The 26,488-nt window shown below is 42.3% G+C and carries 29 protein-coding genes and 1 pseudogene; 11 read left to right on the top strand and 19 right to left on the bottom strand.

From position 1 onward, the window contains the following. Positions 1–79: 79 nt before the first annotated feature. The 3 genes from hisS to GOM47_RS00520 form a co-directional block, all read right to left on the bottom strand. Entirely contained in the window at positions 80–1,360 is a 1,281-nt protein-coding gene (gene hisS / locus GOM47_RS00530) for a histidine--tRNA ligase (protein WP_235080737.1), read from the bottom strand. Positions 1,361–1,437: 77 nt separating this feature from the next. Then, complete coding sequence (locus GOM47_RS00525; protein WP_235080736.1) at positions 1,438–2,685, bottom strand: transporter; 1,248 nt, start codon at positions 2,683–2,685, stop codon at positions 1,438–1,440. A gap of 196 nt (positions 2,686–2,881) precedes the next feature. Next, entirely contained in the window at positions 2,882–3,733 is an 852-nt protein-coding gene (locus GOM47_RS00520; protein WP_235080735.1) for a helix-turn-helix domain-containing protein, read from the bottom strand. A 123-nt stretch (positions 3,734–3,856) separates the two neighbouring features. On the opposite strand from GOM47_RS00520, the gene GOM47_RS00515 reads away from it, so the two are divergent. After that, the gene (locus tag GOM47_RS00515; protein ID WP_235080734.1) at positions 3,857–4,198 is read left to right on the top strand and encodes a metal-sulfur cluster assembly factor; all 342 of its coding nucleotides are present in this window, start codon (positions 3,857–3,859) and stop codon (positions 4,196–4,198) included. A 165-nt stretch (positions 4,199–4,363) separates the two neighbouring features. Here the strand turns inward: GOM47_RS00515 and ilvD are convergent, their stop codons facing one another. Then, the gene (gene ilvD / locus GOM47_RS00510; protein WP_235080733.1) at positions 4,364–6,067 is read right to left on the bottom strand and encodes a dihydroxy-acid dehydratase; all 1,704 of its coding nucleotides are present in this window, start codon (positions 6,065–6,067) and stop codon (positions 4,364–4,366) included. Positions 6,068–6,251: 184 nt separating this feature from the next. On the opposite strand from ilvD, the gene GOM47_RS00505 reads away from it, so the two are divergent. From GOM47_RS00505 to rpmG, 4 genes are all read left to right on the top strand, one after another. Continuing rightward, a complete protein-coding gene (locus GOM47_RS00505) occupies positions 6,252–7,259 on the top strand; it encodes an SPFH domain-containing protein (RefSeq protein WP_235080732.1) in 1,008 nt (335 codons plus the stop codon). Positions 7,260–7,261: 2 nt separating this feature from the next. Then, a complete protein-coding gene (locus GOM47_RS00500; RefSeq protein ID WP_000796544.1) occupies positions 7,262–7,462 on the top strand; it encodes a PTS ascorbate transporter subunit IIC in 201 nt (66 codons plus the stop codon). Positions 7,463–7,613: 151 nt separating this feature from the next. Beyond that, complete coding sequence (gene rpmF, locus GOM47_RS00495; protein ID WP_000290417.1) at positions 7,614–7,796, top strand: 50S ribosomal protein L32; 183 nt, start codon at positions 7,614–7,616, stop codon at positions 7,794–7,796. A gap of 15 nt (positions 7,797–7,811) precedes the next feature. Continuing rightward, on the top strand, positions 7,812–7,961 hold the full coding sequence (gene rpmG, locus GOM47_RS00490) for a 50S ribosomal protein L33 (protein ID WP_001265622.1): 150 nt from the start codon (positions 7,812–7,814) through the stop codon (positions 7,959–7,961). 214 nt (positions 7,962–8,175) lie between these two features. Here rpmG and GOM47_RS00485 read toward each other — a convergent pair whose 3' ends face one another. The 10 genes from GOM47_RS00485 to GOM47_RS00440 all read right to left on the bottom strand — a co-directional run bounded on the left by GOM47_RS00485 (position 8,176) and on the right by GOM47_RS00440 (position 17,592). Next, positions 8,176–8,685: a hypothetical protein gene (locus tag GOM47_RS00485; RefSeq protein WP_235080731.1), complete on the bottom strand. Its 510-nt coding sequence runs from the start codon at positions 8,683–8,685 to the stop codon at positions 8,176–8,178. Positions 8,686–8,857: 172 nt separating this feature from the next. After that, positions 8,858–10,105, bottom strand: coding sequence for a toxic anion resistance protein (locus GOM47_RS00480; protein ID WP_235080730.1), 1,248 nt, complete (start codon positions 10,103–10,105; stop codon positions 8,858–8,860). A 20-nt stretch (positions 10,106–10,125) separates the two neighbouring features. After that, positions 10,126–10,920 carry a hypothetical protein gene (locus GOM47_RS00475; protein ID WP_235080729.1) on the bottom strand — a complete coding sequence of 265 codons (795 nt, stop codon included), beginning with the start codon at positions 10,918–10,920 and terminating at the stop codon, positions 10,126–10,128. 220 nt (positions 10,921–11,140) lie between these two features. Further along, on the bottom strand, positions 11,141–11,752 hold the full coding sequence (gene rpsD / locus GOM47_RS00470; protein WP_000092756.1) for a 30S ribosomal protein S4: 612 nt from the start codon (positions 11,750–11,752) through the stop codon (positions 11,141–11,143). A 235-nt stretch (positions 11,753–11,987) separates the two neighbouring features. Beyond that, positions 11,988–12,653, bottom strand: coding sequence for a potassium channel family protein (locus GOM47_RS00465; protein ID WP_001283883.1), 666 nt, complete (start codon positions 12,651–12,653; stop codon positions 11,988–11,990). A gap of 13 nt (positions 12,654–12,666) precedes the next feature. Further along, the gene (locus GOM47_RS00460) at positions 12,667–14,046 is read right to left on the bottom strand and encodes a TrkH family potassium uptake protein (RefSeq protein WP_235080728.1); all 1,380 of its coding nucleotides are present in this window, start codon (positions 14,044–14,046) and stop codon (positions 12,667–12,669) included. 33 nt (positions 14,047–14,079) lie between these two features. Then, positions 14,080–14,844 carry a nucleoside phosphorylase gene (locus tag GOM47_RS00455; RefSeq protein WP_235080727.1) on the bottom strand — a complete coding sequence of 255 codons (765 nt, stop codon included), beginning with the start codon at positions 14,842–14,844 and terminating at the stop codon, positions 14,080–14,082. Between the two features lie 284 nt (positions 14,845–15,128). Continuing rightward, positions 15,129–15,752: a TetR/AcrR family transcriptional regulator gene (locus tag GOM47_RS00450; RefSeq protein WP_125827636.1), complete on the bottom strand. Its 624-nt coding sequence runs from the start codon at positions 15,750–15,752 to the stop codon at positions 15,129–15,131. A gap of 39 nt (positions 15,753–15,791) precedes the next feature. Beyond that, complete coding sequence (locus GOM47_RS00445) at positions 15,792–16,874, bottom strand: ABC transporter permease (RefSeq protein WP_235080726.1); 1,083 nt, start codon at positions 16,872–16,874, stop codon at positions 15,792–15,794. Position 16,875: 1 nt separating this feature from the next. After that, positions 16,876–17,592 (bottom strand): ABC transporter ATP-binding protein, encoded by a 717-nt coding sequence (locus GOM47_RS00440; protein ID WP_235080725.1) that lies wholly within the window; start codon positions 17,590–17,592, stop codon positions 16,876–16,878. 231 nt (positions 17,593–17,823) lie between these two features. On the opposite strand from GOM47_RS00440, the pseudogene GOM47_RS09660 reads away from it, so the two are divergent. Continuing rightward, positions 17,824–17,958, top strand: a pseudogene (locus GOM47_RS09660) (low temperature requirement protein A); the annotation flags it as partial. Between the two features lie 62 nt (positions 17,959–18,020). On the opposite strand, the gene GOM47_RS00435 reads toward GOM47_RS09660, so the two are convergent. Further along, positions 18,021–19,259 carry a carbohydrate-binding domain-containing protein gene (locus GOM47_RS00435; protein ID WP_235080724.1) on the bottom strand — a complete coding sequence of 413 codons (1,239 nt, stop codon included), beginning with the start codon at positions 19,257–19,259 and terminating at the stop codon, positions 18,021–18,023. Positions 19,260–19,458: 199 nt separating this feature from the next. Here GOM47_RS00435 and GOM47_RS00430 point away from each other — a divergent pair, with 199 nt between their 5' ends. Both GOM47_RS00430 and GOM47_RS00425 read left to right on the top strand, forming a co-directional pair. Beyond that, positions 19,459–20,235: a polyphosphate polymerase domain-containing protein gene (locus GOM47_RS00430; RefSeq protein WP_235080723.1), complete on the top strand. Its 777-nt coding sequence runs from the start codon at positions 19,459–19,461 to the stop codon at positions 20,233–20,235. Then, positions 20,228–20,911, top strand: coding sequence for a DUF4956 domain-containing protein (locus GOM47_RS00425; protein WP_235080722.1), 684 nt, complete (start codon positions 20,228–20,230; stop codon positions 20,909–20,911). Before GOM47_RS00430 ends, GOM47_RS00425 begins: the two co-directional genes overlap by 8 nt. Positions 20,912–20,950: 39 nt before the next feature. On the opposite strand, the gene GOM47_RS00420 is transcribed toward GOM47_RS00425, so the two are convergent. Next, positions 20,951–21,514 (bottom strand): sugar O-acetyltransferase, encoded by a 564-nt coding sequence (locus GOM47_RS00420; protein ID WP_235080721.1) that lies wholly within the window; start codon positions 21,512–21,514, stop codon positions 20,951–20,953. A gap of 176 nt (positions 21,515–21,690) precedes the next feature. Between GOM47_RS00420 and GOM47_RS00415 the strand changes: the two genes are divergently transcribed. Genes GOM47_RS00415 through GOM47_RS00405 form a run of 3 tightly spaced genes read left to right on the top strand, consistent with a single transcriptional unit; the run spans position 21,691 to position 23,961 of the window. After that, positions 21,691–21,996 carry a rhodanese-like domain-containing protein gene (locus GOM47_RS00415; protein WP_235080720.1) on the top strand — a complete coding sequence of 102 codons (306 nt, stop codon included), beginning with the start codon at positions 21,691–21,693 and terminating at the stop codon, positions 21,994–21,996. 23 nt (positions 21,997–22,019) lie between these two features. Next, the gene (locus GOM47_RS00410; RefSeq protein WP_235080719.1) at positions 22,020–23,675 is read left to right on the top strand and encodes an FAD-dependent oxidoreductase; all 1,656 of its coding nucleotides are present in this window, start codon (positions 22,020–22,022) and stop codon (positions 23,673–23,675) included. Next, a complete protein-coding gene (locus GOM47_RS00405; RefSeq protein WP_235080718.1) occupies positions 23,665–23,961 on the top strand; it encodes a rhodanese-like domain-containing protein in 297 nt (98 codons plus the stop codon). The genes GOM47_RS00410 and GOM47_RS00405 overlap by 11 nt, the downstream gene beginning before the upstream one ends. A 44-nt stretch (positions 23,962–24,005) precedes the next feature. On the opposite strand, the gene GOM47_RS00400 is transcribed toward GOM47_RS00405, so the two are convergent. The 3 genes from GOM47_RS00400 to GOM47_RS00390 form a co-directional block, all read right to left on the bottom strand. Beyond that, a complete protein-coding gene (locus GOM47_RS00400) occupies positions 24,006–24,494 on the bottom strand; it encodes a prolyl-tRNA synthetase associated domain-containing protein (protein WP_000388668.1) in 489 nt (162 codons plus the stop codon). Positions 24,495–24,754: 260 nt separating this feature from the next. Then, positions 24,755–26,065, bottom strand: a complete 1,311-nt coding sequence (locus GOM47_RS00395; protein ID WP_235080717.1) for a DUF6630 family protein — start codon at positions 26,063–26,065, stop codon at positions 24,755–24,757. A 53-nt stretch (positions 26,066–26,118) separates the two neighbouring features. Next, entirely contained in the window at positions 26,119–26,376 is a 258-nt protein-coding gene (locus GOM47_RS00390) for a metal-sensitive transcriptional regulator (RefSeq protein ID WP_000185163.1), read from the bottom strand. Positions 26,377–26,488: the final 112 nt, after the last annotated feature.

Genomic DNA, 26,488 nt, shown 5'->3' with positions numbered 1-26,488 from the left:
TTTGTCAAAAAGTTTACGATTTTTGTCATTTTGCAAAAGAAAAAGGTCAGGAATGAGATCCTGACCAGTTTATCTGTCATTAAAAGCCTAATTTTTCAAAGATTTCTGAGAAGTTTTGGCTGATAGCATCAAGTGACACTTGCACTTCTTCTCGTGTTTGGTTGTTCTTAACCGTCACTTGTCCGCTTTCGACTTCGCTCTCTCCTAGGGTGATGAGGGTCTTAGCAGCAAAGATATCGGCTGACTTAAACTGAGCTTTGAGCTTTCGGTTGAGGTAATCACGCTCTGCTTTGAAACCTTGCTGACGAAGGGCTTGTACCAATTCCAAGGCCTGGACATTTGCTCCTTCACCCAAGACTGCGATATAAACATCTAGAGCGTTTTCGATAGGGAGGGCCACACCTTGCTTTTCAAGGATGAGAAGCAGGCGCTCTACACCAAGGCCAAATCCAAATCCAGCAGTTTCAGGACCACCAAAGTAGGCAACCAAACCATCGTAGCGACCACCTGCACAGACGGTCAAGTCATTGCCCTCGATCTCAGTGATAAACTCGAAAATCGTGTGGTTGTAGTAGTCCAAACCACGTACCATATTGGTATCGATGATATAGTCTACTCCGAGAGTTTCCAACATCTGACGCACAGCATTAAAGTGGGCCTGGCTTTCTTCATCAAGGAAGTCCAAAATAGACGGCGCATTCTCCACTGCCTCCTTGTCTTCTTTTTCCTTAGAGTCTAAAACACGGAGAGGATTTTCCTCCAAACGACGTTGGCTATCCTTCGACAAGGTCTCCTTGAGCGGTGTCAAATAGTCGATCAAGGCCTGACGATAAGCCGCACGGCTCTCAGGATTTCCAAGAGTGTTAAGATGCAGTTTGACACCTTGAATGCCGATTTCTTTCAAGAAATGAGCTGCCATAGCGATGGTTTCCACATCGGTAGCTGGATTGCTAGAGCCAAAGCACTCGACACCAATCTGGTGGAACTGACGCAAACGCCCTGCTTGTGGACGCTCATAACGGAACATTGGGCCCATGTAGTAGAACTTACTTGGCTTTTGCACTTCTGGGGCGAAGAGTTTATTTTCCACATAAGAGCGGACAACGGGCGCAGTTCCTTCTGGACGAAGGGTGATATGACGATCACCCTTGTCATAGAAATCGTACATTTCCTTGGTTACAATATCCGTTGTATCTCCGACAGAGCGACTGATGACCTCGTAATGCTCAAAAATAGGCGTGCGCACTTCCGCATAGTTATAGCGCTTGAAAATTTCACGGGCAAAGCCCTCAACATACTGCCACTTGGCAGACTCAGCAGGTAAAATATCCTGCGTTCCTTTTGGTTTTTGTAATTTCATAGGGAATCCTCTTTAAACTTAATAGTCTTATTTTACCATAAATAGAGGGATTAAAACAGTATGAATAAAATTAGGATTCAAATATCATTTTTGAGATTAATAACTGTCAAAAGAATAGCTAGCAAGGAAAGACCAACAAATAGCATCCAAGTCAACTGCATACTCCATACGGCTACAAGTGAAAAACAGGCTGTACCAAGAGGTACTGATAAGGTAAACAATAAACCTAAAAAATTACTGGTACGAGCTAGAACATCTGGAGCTAGATTTTTCATGAGCATGGCACTAATCTTTGGTTGAACTTTACCAGACACATACAGAGTTGAAAAGAGAAATAGTAAACCAAGTACGACTTGATTGAATACATTAGCTAGACCAATTAGACTGAGTCCTACGGTCGCCCACATCATCAATCTAGGCAAAGACTGCTTCCCAAAATAATCATTGCCCGTAAGGCTACTGATTATGATTGCTACTAAAACACAGAATTGATTGATAAATAGTGCCTCTGTGTAAGAAAAATTCAAGAGAGAATGGCTCAAAAAGAAGATGTTATAGATGCTTCCTAAAGCCCCACCCAAGGCATTAATAAGCAAGACAGCAAAGATCATGAAACCAAAGTTTTTCTGTCCACCTTTAAGAAAAACGAGACGTAAATTTCGGTAAATTGTTAGGAACTGGTCTTTGATAGAAAGCTTCTCATTTTTTAGTTTTTCACCATCAGCAGATGACATTGACAGACTCAATTTGCTTTTTCCTAAAAAGAGAATAAAGGCTGATACTAGGAAAAAGCAGGCATTGATTCCCGCAACGAGAGAAAAATTATTGACCGATAGACCTAAGAGCCAGACTCCGAAAGCTTGACCACCAATAGCTGAAATATAGGTGATAAACTGGGAAAAAGAATAAGCCTCCATCAGATCATTTTCAGCCACTTTTTCCTTAATAAGAGGCATGCGCAAACCACCTGCAAAATCACTGATCACATCACTGATGACATTAATCAAACACAGGCTGGAAAAGGCAAAGAGACTGGCTTGACCAAGTACCAAAGCTGCTAGGAAAAAGAGAAGAGCCTGAAACAAACCGCTATAGGTCATCCATTTGACCTTGTCCCTCGTGTAATCTGCCCGAATCCCTACAAAAACTGTAAAGAGAGTCGGAAGAATCATGACAATATTCGCCATAGCAACAGCAAAAGAGGCTTGTGGCAAGGTCGATGCATAGACGATAAATACCAGGTTAAAAATCGAAGCACCAAAAGCATTGAAGAATCGTGACAAAGTCAAAATTCTATAAGCTGGATTTCTAAACAATAGTTTCATAGGTAATCTCCCTTCTTGTTCTAATCCCTATATGAAGTATGACTATAGTATAGCACTTAGAAATTTGAGATGGAGAACTTTTGAATATATGCAACACACAAAATAAGAAAAAACGATAGAACTTTTGTAATGACCTGAGAGAGGGCAAGAGTTCTATCGCTTCAAATTTCAAATTTTTTTCTTGGTTTGCAGATATTCAACAATCGGTCGTTTTTCTATAGTATTCGGCAGATTTGTTACAGCCAAGCATCTCAAAAATATGGACAGCATCTTCCATCTTTTTCTGACCCTCCTTAACTCTACCTTGCTTGCTATCAAGGAGACCTTCCGCCCACAAATAAACAATTCGGAAATAGGTCTCGTTTTCCTTGTAGAAATGCTCTTCGATAACACGTTTAAAATAATAGGCATTGGTAAATTCTTCACACTCAATGCTGGCTAAAAAACCATTCAGTAGCATGGTGTGAAATAGGTTCCGATTTCCCTTCATTTCCGTTAGAAAATCAGATTTTCGGACCATTTCTCGTACATATCTAGTAAAAAGAGGAACAGATAAGAGTGGGGAACTAACTGAGAACAAATTGAGTTCATAGATTCCCCAAATCTCGGTGGAAAACAGGTAATCATGAAGGACTTTTCCTTCCTCTGCTGTTAACTCTACCGTTTCATCCATGCTCTTCATATAAGACTTGATCATAATGGCATTTAGAATATGTTTCTGTTTATTTTGAGAATCGGCATGCTTTTGATACTCCTTACGATACAAGTCCTCGAGAGGTGCTATGTTCTTTGGATTCAAGATATCTGTGATTTCTTTTCTCAACTCAGAATCTGTATCATACTGAAAACCTCTCGCCAGAAAGAGGATTTCCTCTACACTCGCAGATATATTTTCTAGGGCAAACAGAAACTTTCCCACCGAAAGTTCACTCTGACCTGTTTCAAATCGGGACAACATGGACGGCGAAAATTGTCCCCCAGTTGCTTGTCTCAGCGAGATATTTCTTGACTCTCGTAATTGTCTAAAGACTTTTCCAATCTGCTCCATAGATTTCCCCTTGATTGAGTATTTTCTTCATTTTATCATATTTTTCAGAAAATTCATCAAAAACTTGCCAAATTGTCAGAATTATGAGAAAATAGAGGATATTTATCAGGTGGAGGGACTGTTATGAGAGACGATATCAAAATCAATGACCGCGCTTTGGCCTTACAAGACCAAATTATCGAAAAACTAGAGAAGGTTTTTGATACAGATGTGGAATTGGATGTTTACAATCTGGGCTTGATTTATGAAATCAATCTAGATGAAACAGGTATCTGCAAGATTGTCATGACCTTTACCGACACTGCCTGCGATTGCGCCGAAAGCCTGCCTATCGAAATCGTGGCCGGTCTGAAACAAATCGAGGGTATCGAAGATGTCAAGGTTGAAGTTACCTGGTCGCCTGCCTGGAAGATCACACGAATCAGTCGCTACGGACGTATTGCCCTTGGACTGCCACCCCGTTAATGAGGCAAATCACTTTTGAAGATGAAAAGAAGCAAGCCGAAGATGGCTTGCTTTTTGATACTCAATGAAAATCAAAGAGCAAACTAGGAAACTAGCCGCAGGCTGTACTTGAGTACGGCAAGGCGACGTTGACGTGGTTTAAAGAGATTTTCGAAGAGTATGAGTTTATTTTTTACCTGACTTGTCCATATTCCAGAAGTCTGTCACGGCTCCACGAGAAGCAGATGATACGATGTGGGCATATTTACCGAGGACACCACGGCTGTAAAGTGGTGGCAAGGTTGTTTCTGCCTTGCGTTTTTCAAGTTCTTCTTCCGATACGGCCATGGAAATTTCTTTGGTATCTTGGTCAACTGTAACGATATCACCTGTACGGAGGTAGGCAATCGGTCCACCATCCTGAGCTTCAGGAGCGATATGTCCAACAACCAGACCATAAGTACCACCAGAGAAGCGTCCGTCTGTCAAGAGGGCAACCTTGTCTCCTTGACCTTTACCAACAATCATGGATGAAAGTGACAGCATCTCAGGCATACCAGGACCACCCTTAGGTCCAACAAAACGAACAACGACAACGTCGCCATCAACGATTTCATCTGACAAGACAGCTTGGATAGCATCTTCTTCTGAGTCAAAGACCTTAGCTGGTCCAACGTGACGACGCACTTTAACACCTGATACCTTGGCAACCGCACCATCAGGAGCAAGGTTCCCGTTCAAGATAATCAATGGTCCGTCTGCACGTTTTGGATTTTCCAGTGGCATGATGACTTTTTGACCTGGAGTAAGATCTGCAAAGTCAGCCAAGTTTTCAGCAACTGTCTTACCAGTACATGTGATACGGTCTCCGTGAAGGAAGCCATTCGCCAAGAGATATTTCATAACCGCTGGAACCCCACCGACTTCATAGAGGTCTTGGAAGACATACTGACCAGATGGTTTCAAGTCGGCCAAGTGAGGCACACGTTCTTGGATCGTATTGAAGTCTTCAAGTGACAAGTCAACATTAGCAGCATGGGCTATAGCAAGCAAGTGAAGAGTGGCATTTGTAGAACCACCGAGTGCCATAGTTACTGTAATGGCATCTTCAAAAGCTTCACGAGTCAAGATATCTGAAGGTTTGAGACCGAGCTCCAACATCTTAACAACAGCACGTCCTGCTGCTTCGATATCTTCTTTCTTATCAGCTGATTCAGCTGGGTGAGATGAAGATCCTGGCAAACTCATACCGAGAACTTCGATAGCAGTCGCCATGGTATTAGCTGTATACATACCACCACAGCCACCAGGGCCAGGGCAGGCATTACATTCGAGACGTTTCACGTCCTCAGCTGTCATGTCACCGTGGTTCCATTTTCCGATCCCTTCAAATACAGAAACCAAATCGATGTCTTTGCCATCAAGGTTTCCAGGTGCAATGGTTCCCCCATAGGCAAAAATAGCTGGGATATTCATGTTGGCAATGGCAATCATGGAACCAGGCATGTTCTTGTCACATCCACCGATAGCGACAAAGGCATCGACGTTATGACCGCCCATTGCCGCCTCGATTGAGTCCGCAATGATATCACGAGATGTTAGAGAGAAACGCATACCAGGCGTTCCCATAGCAATCCCGTCCGCTACGGTAATGGTTCCAAACTGAACAGGCCAAGCACCTGCAGATTTGACACCTTCTTTAGCCAATTTCCCGAAATCATGCAAGTGGATGTTACATGGTGTATTTTCCGCCCAAGTCGAAATCACCCCCACAATCGGTGTTTCAAAGTCCTTATCTGTCATGCCAGTCGCACGAAGCATAGCACGGTTTGGTGATTTAACCATGCTGTCATAAATGCTACTGCGGTGACGTTTATCTAATTCAGTCATCTTATCCCTCCCATTTCAGTTTTTACCATTATAGCACAATTTCCGCATGAAGAACAGAATAAAATTCTTGAATTTTCAGAAAATTCCATACAGTAATATTTTCTTTAAAAATGTTACATTTATTTCTTGACTTTATAAATTAAAGTGATATCATTTAGATATCATGAAACAGGAGGTCATTCTTATGACTGAAAAGCTCATCAATTCAAAACCAAATGGTGTATTCGCATTGATTCTAATTGAGTTAGCACTCGTACTTGGTGTTTTTGTATTTATAATGGGTGCTGGTTCAGAAAACATTTTCGGAATTATTATCGGTCTTTTATTAATCTTAATTTCAGTTCTAGCTCATGCTGGTTTAAAAGTTGTCAAACCTCAGGAAGCTCTGGTTTTGACCCTCTTTGGTAATTATACAGGTACCATCAAAGAACCTGGTTTTTATTTTGTCAATCCTTTTAGCATAGCAGTCAACCCTGCAAACCACACTCGACTTGGTCAAAGTGGTGATGTTAGCACAAAATCTCCTTTTTCAGGAATGAAATCATCAAATGGCAATGATGTAAACCTTGAAATTGGCAAGAAACAGATTTCCCTCAAGGTTATGACCTTGAGTAATTCTCGCCAAAAAATCAATGATTGTCTAGGAAATCCCGTAGAAATCGGTATCGCGGTAACTTGGAGAGTTGTCGATACCGCTAAGGCAGTCTTCAACGTTGATAACTACAAGGAATATCTCTCTTTGCAGTGTGATAGCGCCCTTCGTAATATTGTCCGCATCTATCCTTACGATGTGTCTCCTAATGTGGATACTACGGGTGACGGGCAAGCAGATGAAGGAAGTCTCCGTGGCTCTAGCGAAATTGTAGCTAACCGTATTCGTGAAGAAATCCAAAGTCGCGTAGAAGATGCCGGCTTGGAAATCCTTGAAGCACGTATCACTTATCTAGCTTATGCACCAGAAATTGCAGCTGTTATGCTTCAACGTCAACAAGCATCAGCTATTATTGATGCACGTAAGATGATTGTAGATGGTGCTGTAGGAATGGTTGAAATGGCACTAGAACGTCTCAATGAAGGAGAATTGGTAGAGCTTGACGAAGAACGAAAAGCTGCCATGGTTTCAAATCTCTTAGTCGTTCTCTGTGGCAATCATGATGCACAACCAATTGTCAACGCAGGAAGTCTTTACTAAAGATGGCTGAAGCTAAAAAAAAGCAGATTCCCCTTCGACTCTCAACAAAGTTATACGCTGCACTCGCATCATGGGCAGAAGACGACTTTCGTTCAGTCAATGGGCAAATCGAATATCTCCTCACAGAATGTGTCAAGCAACGGAAGAAAGACGGAAAATACGTATCAGAAACCATTGACGAACCATTTGAGATTGATATTTAACACCTTCTCCTGTCTGCTGGGTCGGACGGGAGAATTTTTTCATCTTTTTTTGTCAAGTAACTTTACTTTACAAAAAAAATGTGTTATCCTAGTATGGTTGATGAAAATCAGTAGATTGAATCGAATTTAAATACCTAAAGGAGAAATCAAAATGGCAGTACCTGCACGTCGCACTTCAAAAGCGAAGAAAAACAAACGTCGTACACACTACAAAGTAACAGCTCCATCTGTAAACTTTGACGAAACTACTGGAGATTACTCACGTTCTCACCGTGTATCACTTAAAGGATACTACAAAGGACGTAAAATCGCTAAAGCTGCATCAGCTGAATAATAGAAGGGAGATACCATGCGCGTAAATATTACACTTGAACACAAAGAATCTGGTGAACGCTTGTACCTTACTTCTAAAAACAAACGTAACACTCCAGACCGTCTTCAATTGAAGAAATACTCACCAAAACTTCGCAAACACGTTGTGTTTACAGAAGTTAAATAAGCATTCATTACGAATCAATACATAAGAAAAACGCTTATTTTAAGCGTTTTTTCTTTTTGTTAATTTCAGTACATTGCAATATAAATCATTCGAATCACTACCTTTTTCACTACCTTTTTTGAACTAAGTAACTGATTTGGATATGCAAAATAGGCAAGAGAATAAATTCTCTTGCCTATTTTTTATCGTTTTCAAATAATAATTGTTGCATTTGCTAAATTTCTGATTTTTTATCAACATCCATGACAACCGCCTCCCCTTTTTCTGATGGGAATAGCGAGCAGAGTTCATTGATAAAGATATCCAAATCACATAGATCTCGACTATTTAAGATGAAATTACTTTTGTCTTTACACTCGAACACGTAGCCAAAGTATTTCCCTTTTACAAAAAGGGAATGAAGCAGTAGAGGCTCAATAGCATATAATTCATGAAAAAATATGGATTTTTCTTTTTTATACCTTTTCAAAACAATCCCATTCTCAAACAGATCAACCTGCTCCCATACATCAAATTCCCAAGGCAGAATCCATTTTCTTTTGGCCTTTGATGTAAACATGTGTCCGCCAAGCTCTGTTGTCTTTGGTATTTCTTTGACCCCCATCGCAAAAAGGATTGTTTTCAAGTGATATCTCGGTCCCCTGGATGGATTAATCATCTTTCTGAAAACAAAGACTCCCACCACTGACAAAATAGCTAAATAAATCAATTTATCTATCGCCATATCCAATCTTCTCCCTCGTAACCTTAAAATGAATGACTTCCGATGAGTTTTTTGGCAATACTTACTGCTAATTTCTTAAAAATTTTATAATCTTATAAGATTTTCTTGACTAGATTAACCCTATAGGCGTCAACTTTGAAAATGCAAGTCAAATAGCAAGTCGAGTTTCTTCTTATTCTTGTACTTCTTTCTGCGCAGCCTTTCCTTGGTCTAGAAGGGCTTGGACGATTTTCTCATCGCGGAGTTTGACAGAATCGTTGATCATTTCTGCAGATTTGACGATCGTTGTCTCTAGTTGGGCACGTTTCTGACGTCCCAACTCAATCGCTGCGACAATGCCTTGGTTTTGAGCAACAAGACTTTCAGCCAGCTTGGTGACAGATTCGACGGCGACTGTTGGACTTTGGGCAATCTGTTCCATCTGCGGTATCACTTCCTTGCTGGTTTCAGCTAACATCTGAAGGGCTGCATTATTGGCATTGGAGATGGCGTCCGCTACGACCCCTGATTTGATTGATTGTTGCAAAATACCAAGTTGGGCAATCGAGAGTTTCATTGTTGGAATGGTATTGCGGCGAAGCATGCCCAATTTTTGACGCATATCTGACGAAACTTTGACAAGATTGCGCATCTGTGGAGTCGTCGTCCAAGCTACGTAAAGGCGGCTGACATACTCTGTATGTTGTTGTTCCAGTGTATTGACCACTTCAGCCATACGAGCTAATTCTTGGGACTTCATCTGGTATTCTACCGTTGTTGCATCTAATTGATCAACTTGAGCCTTCAATTCTGCAGCGCGATTCCCAGCTTCTGTCTGGCTGGCTTCGATAAAGGAAATAACTCCCACTAGATTTTCAATGGATTTGGTATTGTCCTCAATCAACATCTCAGCAGAAACAATATTTCGAGCAAGCACATCTTCTTGCTTGACCACTGCTGCAGCCATACCATCTAGTTTTTGCTCCACTGTTTTTGAGTCAAAATAAAATTCTTGTAGACTATTTTGGCTCTTTTTAAACAATTTTTGCAAAAAGTTTGGCTTTTCTTCCAATTCTGCAATTTCAGCATTCTTGTACTTGGTTACAAAACCTTGGAGTTCGCGGTTGGTATTTTTCAACAAATCATCCACCTGTGGAATTTGCAGTTTCTTCTGCTCGGTCAAGATACGGTTAACCGTACCATTGACATCTTCCACCGCTGATTGACCAAAGTCCAAGAGAGCATTTTGGTCTGTGACAAACTGATCCACCAGCTGAGGGACACGCGCCTTGATTCTCTCTTGCTGTTCAGGACTTAGCTTTTCAAGAAAGGTGATGGTCTGGACTGAACCTGTGTTGGTCCCGATGATTTCAGTGGTTTTGTCCACTTTAGCCACTGTATTACTGGCAATCTGATCAATATCAAAATTAAATTCTGTCATGGTTACTCCTTTTTTCTACCCTATTCTTTGCGATCTTTTCCTAAGATACGCAGGCTAATATCAAAATCGCGCATATCTGTTTCATTTAGTTCTCTCAAAACTTGGTCTAGCTCAAGGTCAAATTGTTCGATAGCTACTCTAGCTTGTTCCAAGCGTTCCTCAGATCGATTATAGTTCTTAGGATTTACCTTAATCTTCAAATAACCCTCTAAAACGGTCTGAAATTTTTCCATCTTTAAATTATGAATGGTCGCCAATTCTTCCTTGTCTCCAAAATCAGAAGCCTCGATTTTATTTATAATTTCCTGATGGTCACGCGCAATATTGGCGAGTGTCTGAGCCAATTCTGGCGCCACTTCCTCAGGTTCCATATTCTCAATATCTATCTGACTGTCTCTTTCCAGACGCTCTAGCTGAACATTGATAGTTGCCCTTACTGAGCGAACCTTCTTATCAATTCGACCATAAACAGAATCACCAATATAAGATTTAAACTGATTGGCTTCTTGATGAATCTCACTCAGTTCAAGCAACACCTGACTGGCTCGACTTTTATAGACCGCTGGTCCTTTTTCAGACAGGGTCCCCTCTAACTGCTGGATATCTTTATCAGCTTGGCGAATCCGCGCTTTTAAAAGTTCAATCTGATCTTCTACTGAACGATTATTACCCCTGCGTCGATAGAGTACATAAGCACCAATACCAATTAGACTACAGATTGCCAAGGGGACAGCGTACTCAGCCAAGAGTCCCAGTAGAATCAAACCTCCCCAGAAATAGAGGCAGCCTTTCAAAAATCCATTCCCTGATTTCATAAACATCCCTTATCTTAAATTTATAAATCTATTTTAGCACAAAAGCAGAAAATGAGGGCGGAAAAGTCGCCTAAAAGAGTTGATTTCTTTACACTAAAACTCGAAACATTCTTCCTGAGTAAAAATGATTCCCCAAATACTAAGCAAACCCAGAAATCAACCTTTTGAGACAAAGCAAAAAGCCCACTCTTGTAGGCTTCTTACAATATAAAGTCTTATCTTAAAGCATTTTGTTGTAGAATTCAACGACAAGTGCTTCGTTGATTTCTGGGTTGATTTCGTCGCGTTCTGGCAAGCGAGTCAATGAACCTTCCAATTTTTCAGCGTCGAATGATACGAATGCTGGACGTCCAAGAGTAGCTTCTACTGCTTCAAGGATTGCTGGAACTTTCAATGATTTTTCACGAACTGAGATCACTTGACCTGGAGTTACACGGTATGATGGGATATCAACGCGTTTTCCGTCAACAAGGATGTGACCGTGGTTTACGAATTGACGAGCTTGACGACGAGTAGTCGCAAGGCCAAGACGGTAAACAACGTTATCCAAACGGCGTTCCAAAAGAAGCATGAAGTTGAAACCTAGGATTCCACCTTTGATTTTTGTAGCTTGTACGAACAAGTTACGGAATTGTTTTTCACCTACACCGTAAGTGAAGCGAAGTTTTTGTTTTTCAGCCAATTGCAAACCGTATTCTGACAATTTAGAACGGTTGTTTGGTCCGTGTTGTCCTGGTACGTAGTTACGACGTGCCAATTCTTTACCTGTACCTGTAAGTGAAAGGCCAAGGCGACGAGCTTGTTTCCAAGATGGTCCTGTATAACGTGACATGTGTATGTCCTCCTGATATAAATAATATTTCGGTGGAAATAGTCACTTAGAAAGCCCTGATTCGTGCAGATGCCCTTCGCCTAAACAGCCAAGGTTACTTGTCATAAGACACCTGTTGACGAGCTTCATGCTTTCCTGCTGCTATTTCACACAAAGGCTATTGTACCATGAAAAGCTAGATTTGTAAAGGGATTTTACGCCTTTATTTCAAATTGAGGTTAATCTCAGACCTCTCCTACTCACTCAGTTCAGCCAGGGTGTCCAAATGTTGGTTATTAATGACGGCCATGATATAGGTATCTGCCTGCAAGAGGTCATTAGGTCCGAATTGGACATCCAGAGGAGCGTTTTCGTAGGCACGAAAACCTAGTACATTGAGATTGTATCGCCCACGTAGATCTAACTGACTGAGACTTTTACCTACCCACGATTGAGGGATTTTCATCTCGACAATCGATACATTCTTGTCCAGCTGAAAGACGTCTACGCTGTTATGAAAGAGGATGGTCTGCGCCAATGAGCGCCCCATCTCAAACTCTGGTGAAATGACTGCGTCTGCACCAATTTTTTCCAACACCTTTTTAGCTGTATGGCTTTTGACCTTGGCAATGACGGTCGGCACTCCTAGACTCTTACAGTGCATAACCGCGAGAACACTGGACTCCAGATTTTCACCCGTTGCGACAACTACGGTATCACAGGTGTCAATCCCCGCTGATAGAAGGAGTTCTTCATCCGTGATATCCCCAACTACCCCACGGGCCAGCACGGGTTCAAATTGATTAATGCGTTCCTCGTGGTCATCAATAGCAATGATATTCATGTCATGCTTGGCTAGGGCAGCCAAAACACTGCTCCCAAAAATTCCCAAGCCTAAAATTCCAATTGTCCGATCTGACATCGTTCTTCCTTTCTTACCCAATGGTGATATCTGCTTTCATATAGTGAATCGTATCTTTCTTGTCTGGCTGGTATTCTGCTACACTGACCAGTAGTGTCAAGGGACCAATACGACCGATAAACATCAACAACATAACGATGCTGAGGGCTATCTTGCCTAGCTCCGGCGTTAAATTTGCCGTCACCCCAACTGTCGCAAGGGCTGAAATGGTCTCAAACATGAGGTAGATAAAGCGCGGATTTCCTTCTGCTGTTATCCCTAGTAGGATCAAGCCCAGCAAGAAGGTCAGCAAGAAGATAATAAAGACACTGAAAGATTTTTGCACGGTTCGGGGTTCAATGGTCCTCCGAGCCACATTGGCATGAGGCAAGCCCAATAGTTCGCTACGGGCAAAGACCAACAAGACAAAAAAGGTCGTAATCTTGAGCCCCCCTGCTGTCCCTCCAGGTGCCCCGCCCAGAAACATCTGCAAGATGTAGATCAGTAAGGTAACTGGTCGAGCCTGGGTGTAGTCAATGGAAGCAAAACCAGCCGTTCTCATGCTGACGGTCTGGAAGAAACTAACTAGCAGTTTCTCTGGAGCGCTGAGATTTCCAATCGTCCCAGGATTGTTCCACTCAATTAAGAGAGTCGATACGGTTCCAAAGAGCAAAATTCCCGCCGTTAAAAGGAGAACCAACTTGGTATGGAAACGTAGGCGGCGTTTTTTCCTTTTTCCAAACTGGGTCGCTAAATCAAACCAGACCATAAATCCTAGCCCACCCGTGATAATCAAACCTGCAATCACTAGATTGATCAAGGGATCCGTTTGAAAGGCTACCAAACTCGTACTACCAAAATTATCAAATCCAGCATTGCAGAAAGCTGAAATAGCCAAAAAGATAGAGGTTAAAATCCCTCGTCCCCAGCCAAATTCAGGAATAAAGCGGAAACTCAAGAGAAAGGCACCAATTCCTTCCACCAGAAAAGTCGTCAGAAAGATTGAGCGGATGAAGTCCTTTAGAGACTGGGTTTCTCCATAACTGAAACTTTCTTGAATAGTCTCACGACCACGAAGGCTGAGCTTTTGCTTGCCTTGGATATAAAAGATTCCGATAAAGGTCATGAGCCCCAAACCACCAATCTGGATCAAAATCATACAGATCAACTGGCCCCAGATATTATAAGTCGAAGCCACCGGCTGGGTGAAGAGCCCTGTCACACAGACCATGGACACCGTCGTAAAGAGATGGTCAAAGTAGGTCGCTTGTGACGTTGCTGCTTGCACAAAGGGAAGGCTTAAAAGGAGAGAACCCAAGAAGATCACTAGGGCAAAACTTAAAAAGATGCGACGGGCTGGTGATAACCGAGCCAGAGTCGTATTTATTTTTTCCAAAAAAGATTTGAATAACATAGCTACATTCTACCATAAAAACAGTCAGAATACTCACATGTGGTGCACAATAGCAAGACAGAGTTCGAGTGCCTTATCAAAAGCATCTGAGCCCCAGTCACGACTGTCGTAGTTGTCCAGATCTGCCAAGGAATCTGCGGTAAAGAGCAATTCCCCCCAGACAACACCACGTAGTTGGGCAACTGCCGCAAGAGCAGAGCACTCCATCTCCACAACAGCACAGCCTTCTTCCTTACGATAAGCAACCTTTTCGGCCGTCTCTCGGTAAAAACCATCTGTCGTCCAGGTCATAACTTCCTCGTAAGGAATGTCTCTTTGCTCCAAAATTTGCTCAATGGCAGAGATAGCCTCAATCTGCACCTCCATATAACGAGAAGGCGCTACATAGTGGTAGCTGGTCCCCTCATCTCGCAAAGCGCGAACAGGGACGAGAAAGGCATTTTCCTCTATATCGGCTAGGACGCCACAGGTTCCAGTGGAAATGATTTGCTCCACACCATAGCCAATCAACCAATCCATAAACTGGGCCGCTGGGGCAGAGCCCACGGGCGCCTGAGCCAGACAGATCTCCTCGCCCTTGTAGTCGAGGACGTAGACTGGATAAGTCTTGGTGGCCGAAACGAACTCACCAACACAATCCGCCCCTACTTCCTGAGCGTAGCGGTCAATCTCCTCCTCCAAAAATGCATAGATACACTTCTTTGGCAACTTTAAATCTAGCCCCTCATGTGTTGGCATAAGGACCGCCTGGGGATTGTCATCAAACTCCAAAATGGGAATCGCATGTTTCTGAATCATAGCCCACCTCCTCTAATTTTGTACTATTGTATCAAAAGCTGACGGAGTGTCAAGGAGTTGTCTTTAGCAAGCCAGAAAACTCCTCTTCCATACATTTAAGAAATCGTTGCACTGCTGGAGAGGTCGGTTTCTGTTTTAGTAAAGTGATTGAGGACTATCACCAAAATACCAAATTCAATAATAAAAAAGCACGAATCTGCATCAGGTAATGTATACCCTTTTATATTATCTTGTACAAGAAGCCAAACCAATAGAATCTAGCCTCCATTTTGTCTAGGTCTACTCTATTTCCACAAACCACCTAAAATCTGTTTTTCTAATAAGTCTAAGTCTTCCTCTTTTATTTCTCCATTATCGCTAACGATATAAAGCTGAGCGAAGTAAGCCAACAATGGACCAACACAAATACGAACCATTTGAGGACTCGTTAACTCTGGATTTACACGTGGATCTGCCAGCAATTCCTTATGAAGTACTCGAAGTTTATCTTGAATAGCATTCCAGATAAAAATCTGTTCATTTTTTAGTTTTTTATTTGAAAAACTCTCCTGCAGAATGATTTTCATCAAAGCACGATTTTTTTTGAGATAGCTCATACGATTGTGGACGAGATAACGAACCCTCTCTTCTGTCGTTTCAAAAGCTAAGAGTTCCTCAAAAAAACTACCGAAAATGCCTGGGACTACAGGATGTAAAATAGCCGTCAGTAGATCATCCTTCGTCTTAAAATACTTAAACAAAGTTGCCTGGCTTAGTCCAGCACGCTCAGCTATGTGAAGAGTTGAGGTCCCATGGTAACTCTTGGTTGATATGAGATCCACTGCTGCCTGCATGATTTTTTTCTTTCCTTGAGGGTAATTCGCTTCTTCTAAGTAATCTTCAAACGATTCAAAAACAGTCTTATCCATCTAATCTTCACACCTTTTTAGCATTATTTATGTTGATTTCTAAACTTTACGATAACGACGCAATCCAACAATATTGAGAATTGTTAAAATGATCAAGAAAATCATTAAAACAAAAAGATTTGGCAAAATATCACTAAGATTGTGTCCGTAAAGAATAATCTGGCTTATTGCATCACCAGAATAGGTTAATGGCAAAAATTTCCCCACAGTTGGAGCCCATTCTCCCATGGATGACAATGGAATAATTCCTGAGAAAAAAAGTTGGGGCATAATCACGAGAGGAATAAATTGCATCATTTGGAATTCTGATTTTGCTAGAGTAGACAAGAGAATTCCAAAAGCTAGTGCTACAAGAGCCAGTACCACATTAACTATTATAACATTTAAAATACTTCCTACAACTTCTACATCTAGTAGCCAAATTGCTGCTAAGACGACAACTGCCGTTTGAAAAATCGCAATAATACCGTAAGACAACATATAGCCATAGACGATTTCAGATCGTTTCACTGGTGTTGCTAACAAACGTTCTAGTGTTCCACTGGTGCGCTCTTTCAAAAGCGCCATACCTGAAATCAAAAAGACAAAGAAGAAAACTACAAAACCTATCAAAACCGGAATCATACTGGTAAAGAAGCTTGTATTTTCATCTCCATACTGATAAGACTCCTTGATTTCTGGTGTTTTTGCGTCCGAGTCCAATTGTGGAAGAGCTTGTTTGACACGAGATAGTAACTGATCGGTGCCTTCACTGGCGATACTTGTTCGTAACACTTGTCGTATCATAGATGTCTTGGAGGCATCTGTATTTGCGTAGTCGACCTGATACTCACCGTCTTTATAAGAAATCACAGCATCGACTTTTTCATTTGCTAGCGCTTCTTTGGCCTGATCTAAGTCTTGATAAGTCTCGATGTCCACATGATCAAGCTCATCCATTTTCGTTACCAAACCAGTTGGTAGATCTTGTGTCGCTAACTTGACATTCACGGTTGTACTAGCTGAAAACATGAGGTTCATCAACCACATGATAAAAACAGGTGCTATAAACATCAGGGCTAGAGTTCGTTTGTCACGAAGTAATTCTTTGATGACTTTTTTTGCAATCGCTATTGTTCTCATTTTACTCACCTTCTGCTTTTAAAAATACTTCTTCAATACTTGAAACTTGATAACTTTCTTTTAAGTGTTGCGGTGTATCAAAAGCAATGATTTTTCCGCCTAATAATAAGCCGACCTTATCCGTCAACTCTGCTTCATCCATAACATGGGTAGTAACTAATATCCCAACCCCATTGTCTCTAAGCGCGAATAATTCTTTCCAGATTTTCTTTCGAAGAGAAGGGTCGATTCCAACTGTCGGTTCGTCCAAAATCAAGAGTTGAGGATTTCCTAAAAGCGCGATAGCCAGTGACAAACGCCGTTTCATTCCTCCAGAATAACCAGATATCGCCTTGTTTAAGTAGTCTGTCAGATCTACTACTTGAGCTATATAAGCAATTTCCGCCTTCAGGTCTTTTTTAGAAAGCCCCTTTAGCTGACCAAAAAATTCCAGATTTTCTTGGCCTGACAAGGTCTCGTATAAAGCATCTGATTGGGCCATATAGCCAATATCTCCTAAAATATAGCGATTGGGCATAGTGTGATTTAACACTAAAGCTACGCCTCCATCAGCCTTTTCCATTCCTAACGTAGTCTTAATCATAGTTGATTTACCAGCACCAGACGGACCAATTAATCCTATAATTTCTCCTGTCTGCAATTCAAAGCTGACATGATTCAGAACTATTTGATTGTCAAAAGATTTTACTAAATCTTGTAAATGTAGTAATATTTTCATTTACTTCCTCCTTGGTGAGTGGGCACTCACTTTTTAAATCACAGAAGCTATTATAGTGAGTAATCACTCACTTGTCAAGAAAAAAATCTAAATTCTTTAAAAAATAGAGCACCAGACATTATTATCTGATGCTTATAATGGATAGCTATTACTTTTAGAGCTGTTTCTAAATCTCTTCTCGATACTCCGAAATGGTCTTTCCTGTCCACTTTTTAAAGGCCTATTCTTCCTCTACTTTTCTCAGCCAATCCTACCATCGTCATTGCTATCGCAACTCTAATGACCTTAGCGATGGAAATTCATTTTACTCATTTTTATATGAAACAGACTAAGAAATTTTCAAGACCTAATTGGGAGTTGTTTTAGCTACAATCCATCTCTCAAACACAAAAACTCTCCCTTCTCTTTCGAGAAAGGAGATTTTTTGTTTATCCTTGTCCGCCAGGGGCTGGACCGCCATTTCCTTGAGGACCTCCATTTGGTCCACCGCCTCCAGGCATAGAATTGACGATTTCCGTTTGTTTTTCACCGTTGAGATAGATGTCTCCGCCTGTGTAGGTCGCAGTTCCATCAAAGTCAAAACCTGTTTGACCAGTCATTTTAATGGTTCCGCCTGTGACCGTTATATTGCCGTTTGAGTCGATTGGGTCTGTGTCCCCTTGACCGACTTCTACTGTCAGGTTCCCACCGTTCATAGTGAAGAAAATTTCACTCTGTTGGGCGTTTTTATTAGCTGCATTGACTCCATCATCTGTCGAATAGATGCTAATGTCCCCACCGTTGATAGTGATGGACTTACCTTCAAGTCCTTCTGTCGAATTCTTGACGGTGTAGGTACCACTATCGATAACCAAATCACCAGAAGCGTGGATGCCATCATCTCCTGCTGTAACGGTGATGTTGTTGTTGGATAGGTACATGGTTCCGACTGAAGTATCCTCATCATTGTCCACCTTTACGCCATCTTCCTTGGCATCGATAGTCATGGTCGTACCAGTGATGTTGAGTTCATCATTGACATTAAAGGCATCGCCAACTGCTGTGATGTTATAGGTTCCGCCCGTGATGTGGAGGGTGTCATTGGCCTTGATCCCGTTGTTCTTCTTGCCATCTACATTGAGAGTTCCTTTCCCGTTGATGGTCAAATCCACCTTAGAAAAGAGAGCTGCGTCTGCTTTTTCGTCGCTGTTAGAGCTTGAGTCAGAGAGACTGTTGGTGGTTCCCTCTGCTAGAGTCAAATAGACATGGCCAGCTGATGTCGCAGATATCGCTGCATTGGTATTGGTCATGGTCGCACCTTTTAGGACTAGATGAACATCTGCCGACTTATCTGCCTCGATCTTGATCTGCACTCCGTCAGACTGACCTGAAATCACATAGGTTCCAGATTTTGTGATGGTCACTGTTGATTCAGAGACTGTCACCCCATCTCCAGAGACGTTTGCTGATGAGCCAGATAACTCAATCTTAGAAGCTGTGCTTTCATCATAAGAAGTATCATTGTCCTTCTCTGTAAAATAGGATGATTGGTTTGTCTTTGTTGAAGTTGTTGTTGCACTATTTGTCGTTGCATTGGTATTGGATGTAGTTGTTGACTGGGCACATGCTGCCATCAGCACCATTGCCGTTAAACTCGTTACGAGTAGGGTCCATTTTTTTGATTTCATACTTTTTCCTCTCCTTCGTATGATATAGCTAGACAGTCTACAGAAGATTCCTGAAACAAAACTAAAACTTTTCTGAAAGTTTCCTTAAATTCAGTTTCAGTTAAGTTTCGCTTAATAAAACTTTTAGAAATGTCCTCTAGACTTGTTCCAAGCAAGTTTACCTTGTTTAATCTATGATTTATCTAAAGGAGAATTGCTTATGAAACCCCTAGAAACAAGCTTTGAACGGATCGAAACCAAGTACGTGGTTTCTAAAACAGACTTACAGGATTTAATAGAAGATTTGAAAGACTACCTCGTCGAAGACGACTATCCGACTTCTACCATTTCCAATATCTACTTTGATACAGAAGATTTTCAGCTCATCCAAGACTCCTTGCAGGATCAGCATAAGAAGGAAAAAATCCGTATGCGGACCTATCTCGCACAGCCAAGCGCTGACAGCCCCGTCTTTCTAGAAATCAAGTCAAAAGATGATGCCGGTGTCGGTCATAAGCACCGCGTCCTATCCCAGTCAAATATCATCACCCAACTCATCACTAAGGGTTGGGGAGAAAATCTGATCAAAGATAGCTTTCTGGTAGCAGAGGTTCAAAAGCTACGTCAACGCTACAGTAAAGCTCTCAAACCGCGTATCTATATCTCTTATGACCGTTTTTCATTAAAAGAAAAAAAGAAAATACCAGGATTCCCCTACCAGAAAATCCGTGTCACTCTTGACCAAAACCTGATCTATCGTGATAAACAGGTCTGCCTATTTGCAGACAAGGAAGGCCTGCCTCTCTTAGAAGACGACCTGGTCATCATGGAAATCAAGGCGCCTGGTGACAAACCGCAATGGCTACAGGATATCCTTGATAAATATGGGCTGGTAGAGCAAAAATTCTCAAAACACTCCTGCGCCTACCATAAATCACAAGGACTGGCCTATGCCCCGCAACCTATCAGAGAAAGTGTAGGTAACGCTTATGTCTAACCTTTTTAACTCTATTTTCAACGACGCAACCGCCACTGCTGACCCACTCCAACTCCTACTCGCCCTTGTCGTCAGCCTTTTTCTAGGACTAGCACTCAGCTGGGCCTACAAGCAACGGACTCTTTACACACGGGAATTTGTCATCAGTTTGACCCTTTTACCTTGTTTAATGTCGCTGGTTATCTTCCTCGTCAATGGCAGTCTCGGAACGTCGATTGCAGTAGCAGGGACCTTTAGTCTCATTCGTTTCCGTTCTGCAACGAGTGGCTCTCGAGAGCTGATCGCTATCTTTCTAGCCATGATCATCGGTCTGGCGGCAGGGACAGGATACCTTCTCTTGGCCGTACTCTTCACGGTCTTTATCCTAGGCATTTGGCTCCTTTTGGAAAAACAACAGAGCAAGAGCAATCACCAACGTCGTAGACTCTTAACCATCACACTTCCCAATAAAGAAGACCGCCTAGATACTATCCAGGTCGCGCTGGATCAATTTTGTACCGAGTCTGACCTCATCTCAGTAGATACCAGCAATGCTGGTGAATCCTTGCAAACCGTCTACGAAGTCGATCTCAATCCTCAAGTAGATGATTTCCAACTGACAAGCTACCTGACAAGCAAGATTTCTCAGTGCGATGTTTCCTTGACTAAAAAAGCCAAAAAGAAGAAAAATTTATAAGAATTAAGCTCATAAAAAGAACAGCCGAGGCTGTTCTTTTTAGTTTTCTTTCACAGGGATTTCCTTAATTACGCGCGCAGGATTGCCACCTAGGACAACATTGTCTCCAAAGGACTTGGTGATAACGGCCCCCGCTCCTGCCACCACGTTATTTCCTAATGTCACTCCAGGAAGGACAATGACGCCACCTCCAGCCCAGAAATTGTCACCGATGGTGATGGGCTTGCCGTATTCGACCCCTGAATTACGTTCATGCGGATCCAGTGGATGGAGTGGGGTTAAAAATTGACAGTTGGGGCCAAGCATGGCGTTGTTCCCGATGCGAATCGGACAAACATCCAGCATGGTCAAGTTCCAATTAGAATAAAAATTTTCCCCTAGATGGATATTGACACCGTAGTCCACCATCAAGCGAGTATTGATATAAAGATTTTGCCCGGTTGAACCAAACCAAGTCTTGATAATCTCCGCCCCCTTCAAGGGGTCTTCTTCCTTGTTAAAGGCAGCCTGTTTTTGGCGAGAAGCCTGCGCCAAGGCCCGTAACTCTGGGGCCGACGGACGGTAAGGCTCCCCTGCTATCATTTTCTGGTATTCGCTAGCCATCTTATCACCTCACACTTACTTTGGACCCATCATATCAAAATGACTTTGAAAGGTCAAGAATAGCCTGTTTTCTAAACTCTCAAAACCAAGCCCTCTCCCAAGTCAAAACAACTTGCTTGACAAAAGATTGACTTCATGGTTTAATATACCCCATAAGGGTATATTTGGAGGTGCCTATGTTTCACTTATTTACAAAAATCGACAGTATTTCTACCAGAGAGTTAGAAGCTAAACTCAAGGAACCAATTCAGCTACTAGATGTTCGGACGTCTACGGAATTTCACAGAGGTCATATCAAAAATGCCAAGAATGTCCCTCTAACCGAAATCGGTTCTTATACACCTGCGACAAAAGAAACACTTTATGTCATTTGTCATTCTGGTGTGCGAAGCAAACTAGCTGCGAAAAAACTTAAGAAAAAAGGCTACGATGTTATCAATGTCCGAGGCGGTATGAGCGCTTGGACAGGAAAAGTGATCTAAAATTTATTATAAGGAGGAATCCGATGAAAATTGTCATTATCGGAGGAGTGGCAGGCGGAATGTCCGCCGCAACACGTCTCAGACGTCTGATGGAAGATGCTGAGATTACTATTTTTGAGAAAGGTCCCTTTGTTTCCTTTGCAAACTGCGGGCTTCCTTACTATGTTTCAGGAGAAATTGCAAACCGTGATAGTTTATTGGTTCAAACTCCTGAAAGTCTCAAGGTACGCTTTAATCTCGATGTGCGACCATTTCACGAGGTTATCCAGATTTCGCCAGAAGAACACACTGTGACGGTGCGGCATGATGGGCAGGAATTCACAGAAAGCTACGACAAGCTGATCCTCTCTCCAGGAGCTAAACCATTTGTTCCTACCATTGAAGGTTTGGCAGAAACTAAGAATGCCTACACACTTCGCAATGTTCCTGATCTCGATGAAATTATGACAGCCTTGGGCAATCATCCAAAAGAAGCTGTCGTTATCGGTGCAGGCTTTATCGGGCTTGAAATGGCTGAAAATCTGGCAAAACGTGGATTGCAAGTCACCATCGTGGAGAAAGCACCCCATGTCTTGCCACCATTAGATCAGGAAATGGCGGCCTTTGTCCAAGCAGAATTGGTCAAAAACGGCGTTCGCGTTATCACTTCTCAGTCTGCGACTCGATTTGAAGATCAAGGAAAAGTCATCGTTCTCGAAAACGGGCAAAAGATCGCTTCTGATCTCACTATCTTATCTGTCGGTGTTCAGCCTGAAAACAGACTGGCTCAGGCAGCTGGGATTGAACTCGGACTACGTGGTGGTATCCTAGTCGATGAACATTACGAAACCAGTCAAAAAGATATCTTTGCAGTTGGGGATGCCATCGTCGTCAAGCAAGAGATTACAGGCCAAGATGCCCTCATCTCTCTCGCTTCTCCTGCCAATCGTCAAGGACGCCAAGTGGCGGACGTCATAGCAGGACTCGGTCGTACAAACAAGGGCAGCATCGGCACTGCTATCGTTCGTGCCTTTGATATGACAGCCGCTTCGACTGGTCTCAGCGAACGCATCCTTCGCATGAATCAACTCCCTTACAAGGCGCTTCATGTCAGCGGGAAAGACCACGCTGGTTATTATCCAGGCGCTACTGATATGACCTTGAAACTCCTCTTTGACCCAACCAGTGGCAAAATCTACGGTGCCCAAGGAGTTGGGAAGAAAGGCGTTGACAAGCGAATCGATATCCTGGCAACTGCTATCAAGGGGAATCTCACCGTCTTTGACTTACCAGAATTGGAGTTCACCTATGCGCCACCATTTGGCTCCGCCAAGGATCCCGTCAACATGCTGGGCTACGCAGCCTTAAACCTAATCGAAGGTTTAAGCGACAATATTCAATGGTACCAACTAGAAGATGAACTGGACAAGGGCAAGAAATTCCTAGATGTACGGACAAGTGGCGAATTCCAGAGTGGCCGACTCAAAGTCGATACCATCCACATCCCCCTAAACGAACTACGGGAACGCTTGGACGAACTGGATAAGAACCAAGCCTATATCGTCAGCTGCCACAGCGGTTTGCGCAGCTATATCGCAGAGCGTATCCTCAAACAAGCAGGATTTACCGTCCAAAACCTTGACGGCGCTTATTCACTATACAAAATGGCTAAGCCAGAAGGAGTAGAATATGGAAACTAGTATCAGCATGGCTGACTTTTATGAAAAATACCAACATGAAAATCTAAATCTTATCGATGTCCGTGAAGTACATGAATTCCAAGCAGGACATGCACCAGGTGCAAAAAATCTGCCTTTAAGTACCTTGGAGAAAGGCTACAAAGAACTCAAACCTGACCATGAATACCATGTCATTTGTCAAGGTGGAGTGCGTTCTGCATCTGCCTGCCAATTTCTCAGTTCCCAAGGCCTCACCGTTACCAACGTAGAAGGTGGTATGAATGCTTGGCCTGGGCAAGTAGAATAATCAAAAAAACCGATTAAGATGAACTTAGTCGGTTTCTTTAATCTTTATAACTCGATGATATGAGCTTCGTAACCAATGGCTTCTAGAAATTTGAGTATATCTGTCGTATCTAAAAAGAGAGTTTTTTCATTGGTATTGGGGTGAAAACTCATCCGTTTTTCAGACATGATTTCTTTGTCAAAATAAACCTGAATGTCCTTATCAGTATTGTTCAGCAAGCCAAATGGAGAGACAACGCCTGCGGGCAAGCTCATTTTTTCAAATAGGCTCTCAGAGGAAGCCATACGGATTCTATTGGCTCCTACCAAGTCTTTCAAGAGGTCCATATCCAAACGTTTTTTGTCATCCATAATCACGAGATAATAGGCTGTTTTCTTTTTGTTGGTGAGAAACATGGTTTTGGTACGGACACCTTCGATTCCCTCGATAAAACTATCTGCCTGCTCCGTCGTTAAGGCTGGCTCGTGCTCCACGATTTCAAAGGGAATATCTAGCCCATTTAGCATCTCTACTACTTTTTCGTATGCTTCCATTTGCTGGCCTCCTTTAACTTGTCTTACTACCTTTAATTATACCACAAAATGGGTTTTCTTCCAATTTATATCCAAGCATCTCTAGGTTTCTTTCATTTTCATACAAGTTATCTTAGACGGAACCCCAACTGTTAGGATGGGCATGATTTCCAGCCAGCAAGCCCATCTTTTCCACCGCATAGCCACAAGGTATATCCGCGATTTGTCCGATGGGTATAACAAAAATCATCTTGAACTCCCTCCTTGAAATACACTAGCCATTACATATTTTTTGCATAGCCGAAACGCTGATTGATTGTGTGACTCAGAGTGACTAATTTTTCCAAAATATCCCTCTTGCAGATAAATAGCACATAACTATCACTATTAATATCCATACAAGCAAGACAGAAATCGTGTCCAGCCCATCTTTCGTCCAAAATCTTACACCAAGTAAGGATGTCATCCTCGTCGAACCAATTCTCCTCCAAATCAAGAGTTTGTTTAGCTGCCAGAGGCGTTAATTGGTACAGAAATTCATCCTTATCTGTCTTCCAGTCTAACTCAATCACTGTATTCACAGCGAGCAGTTCATCAGCAATAGCAAGCCATTTTATCGTAGCTTCATCGACTCCTTCGCCTATGCCCCGCTCGTCATATCTCTCTGCATACTGCTTGAAATAGGCTTTCGGTGACTCAAAACAGGAGGTCAAACGAGATCGTACCTCACTATCATCTGTTAGCAATTGGGTTATTTCCTGATAGATTGTGATATTTTGCTGCTCATCTGTCCGCATATCTAGTACAATTTCCCAGTCTTCTAGGTCCGGTGTGACTCTGTTCTCCAAATATGCCCGAAGCAAGTCTTGAGTTTCTTTCTCGCTCAGACCATTTTTTTCGTAGATTACATTCTCGTTGATTCGTTCGGCGTCGGCAATACTGATCTCAAAACGAAAAGCGTCCGAATCTTCATCCTGACAAACCTGTACAAAATCCGATACAAGCTGACTCCCCTTTAGTTTAACTGGCTGCTGAGGTATTAAAGTTAGAAAATCCCTATCACCATCTTGTACAGCTGCTAGTTGCTGCCATACTTCCTCAAGTTCAAAGCCATTTTGTTCCTTCTCACCATCATCTAGCACCCAATCCGCAAAGATTCTTCCGGAAATACTCGCAAAATCTTCTCCCTCATCTCCATCTAGATAAGGCTGATCACTTGTAACAGGGGCCATCTCTTTGACAACCTTTTCAGTCTCTTTTTGAATCCAAACTTGTCTAAAGAAATGGGCAACAACGCTAGGCAAAATCAAGACAGGCAGACAAATAAGAGTACCTGCGAGTGCGAGACCCCTATATCGATTTTTTGTGGGGCTCCCTTCTGATAGCTGATTTAGAAAGTCCGCTACTTGATTAAAAAGTTCGCCTCCAGTGATCCAGAATAGGAACAAACATTCCACACCAAGTAGGCCAAGCCAGATAAGCGCCATTCGCTTCGCTGCCTGACTACAGATCTCCATTTTAGTTTGCATAGGAATGGCTTCTGTCTCAGGAATACTCTGAAACCATTTTTCTGCTCGCTCTTCTTTTGTCATCTTTCCCCTCCGGTGATCCACTTTCTTATCTTGTTCTATCACATAGAGAACTACTATTTTCGTTTGATTAGGTACTGAACAGCCTTTTCTAAGCGTTCTTTTTGAGCCTCAGGGTCGTCTAGGGGTTGGTTGATGCAGGCTGTGAGATTCTCGGTAATGATCATCTCAATCACGCGCTCCACACTCGAACGAACCGCTGTCAACTGGGTAATGATATCTGCACAATCACGCTCTTCTTCTATCATTTTTTGAATACCACGCAACTGGCCTTCTGAGCGTTTGAGCCGTGTAATATACTTTGAGTTTGTCATTGATTTATCCTTGGTCACTTTTTCTTCATTATATCTCTAATGGACTCCTTTGTCAAAATTCTCGTTCCCTCTTTATCAATAGAATCTCACCCTGCTATCGCTTTCATGGTAT

This window comes from Streptococcus oralis (assembly GCF_021497945.1).
Taxonomy (GTDB): Bacteria; Bacillota; Bacilli; order Lactobacillales; family Streptococcaceae; genus Streptococcus; species Streptococcus oralis_BR.
Note: the sequence above shows the minus strand (reverse complement) of the source record. Positions and strands in the feature narration are given on the sequence as shown.

Coding starts and splice junctions, on each gene's coding strand:
- GOM47_RS00465 (WP_001283883.1), bottom strand. CDS start 12,653: ATGTCAGATCGGACAATTGGAATTTTAGGCTTGGGAATTTTTGGGAGC.
- GOM47_RS00400 (WP_000388668.1), bottom strand. CDS start 24,494: ATGGAAGCATACGAAAAAGTAGTAGAGATGCTAAATGGGCTAGATATT.
- hisS (WP_235080737.1), bottom strand. CDS start 1,360: ATGAAATTACAAAAACCAAAAGGAACGCAGGATATTTTACCTGCTGAG.
- rpmG (WP_001265622.1), top strand. CDS start 7,812: ATGCGCGTAAATATTACACTTGAACACAAAGAATCTGGTGAACGCTTG.
- GOM47_RS00415 (WP_235080720.1), top strand. CDS start 21,691: ATGTTTCACTTATTTACAAAAATCGACAGTATTTCTACCAGAGAGTTA.
- GOM47_RS00450 (WP_125827636.1), bottom strand. CDS start 15,752: ATGGATAAGACTGTTTTTGAATCGTTTGAAGATTACTTAGAAGAAGCG.
- GOM47_RS00420 (WP_235080721.1), bottom strand. CDS start 21,514: ATGGCTAGCGAATACCAGAAAATGATAGCAGGGGAGCCTTACCGTCCG.
- GOM47_RS00480 (WP_235080730.1), bottom strand. CDS start 10,105: ATGACAGAATTTAATTTTGATATTGATCAGATTGCCAGTAATACAGTG.
- GOM47_RS00475 (WP_235080729.1), bottom strand. CDS start 10,920: ATGAAATCAGGGAATGGATTTTTGAAAGGCTGCCTCTATTTCTGGGGA.
- GOM47_RS00435 (WP_235080724.1), bottom strand. CDS start 19,259: ATGAAATCAAAAAAATGGACCCTACTCGTAACGAGTTTAACGGCAATG.
- GOM47_RS00460 (WP_235080728.1), bottom strand. CDS start 14,046: ATGTTATTCAAATCTTTTTTGGAAAAAATAAATACGACTCTGGCTCGG.
- GOM47_RS00425 (WP_235080722.1), top strand. CDS start 20,228: ATGTCTAACCTTTTTAACTCTATTTTCAACGACGCAACCGCCACTGCT.
- GOM47_RS00500 (WP_000796544.1), top strand. CDS start 7,262: ATGGCTGAAGCTAAAAAAAAGCAGATTCCCCTTCGACTCTCAACAAAG.
- GOM47_RS00405 (WP_235080718.1), top strand. CDS start 23,665: ATGGAAACTAGTATCAGCATGGCTGACTTTTATGAAAAATACCAACAT.
- rpsD (WP_000092756.1), bottom strand. CDS start 11,752: ATGTCACGTTATACAGGACCATCTTGGAAACAAGCTCGTCGCCTTGGC.
- GOM47_RS00395 (WP_235080717.1), bottom strand. CDS start 26,065: ATGACAAAAGAAGAGCGAGCAGAAAAATGGTTTCAGAGTATTCCTGAG.
- GOM47_RS00410 (WP_235080719.1), top strand. CDS start 22,020: ATGAAAATTGTCATTATCGGAGGAGTGGCAGGCGGAATGTCCGCCGCA.
- GOM47_RS00430 (WP_235080723.1), top strand. CDS start 19,459: ATGAAACCCCTAGAAACAAGCTTTGAACGGATCGAAACCAAGTACGTG.
- GOM47_RS00390 (WP_000185163.1), bottom strand. CDS start 26,376: ATGACAAACTCAAAGTATATTACACGGCTCAAACGCTCAGAAGGCCAG.
- rpmF (WP_000290417.1), top strand. CDS start 7,614: ATGGCAGTACCTGCACGTCGCACTTCAAAAGCGAAGAAAAACAAACGT.
- ilvD (WP_235080733.1), bottom strand. CDS start 6,067: ATGACTGAATTAGATAAACGTCACCGCAGTAGCATTTATGACAGCATG.
- GOM47_RS00505 (WP_235080732.1), top strand. CDS start 6,252: ATGACTGAAAAGCTCATCAATTCAAAACCAAATGGTGTATTCGCATTG.
- GOM47_RS00525 (WP_235080736.1), bottom strand. CDS start 2,685: ATGAAACTATTGTTTAGAAATCCAGCTTATAGAATTTTGACTTTGTCA.
- GOM47_RS00455 (WP_235080727.1), bottom strand. CDS start 14,844: ATGATTCAGAAACATGCGATTCCCATTTTGGAGTTTGATGACAATCCC.
- GOM47_RS00440 (WP_235080725.1), bottom strand. CDS start 17,592: ATGAAAATATTACTACATTTACAAGATTTAGTAAAATCTTTTGACAAT.
- GOM47_RS00485 (WP_235080731.1), bottom strand. CDS start 8,685: ATGGCGATAGATAAATTGATTTATTTAGCTATTTTGTCAGTGGTGGGA.
- GOM47_RS00515 (WP_235080734.1), top strand. CDS start 3,857: ATGAGAGACGATATCAAAATCAATGACCGCGCTTTGGCCTTACAAGAC.
- GOM47_RS00520 (WP_235080735.1), bottom strand. CDS start 3,733: ATGGAGCAGATTGGAAAAGTCTTTAGACAATTACGAGAGTCAAGAAAT.
- GOM47_RS00445 (WP_235080726.1), bottom strand. CDS start 16,874: ATGAGAACAATAGCGATTGCAAAAAAAGTCATCAAAGAATTACTTCGT.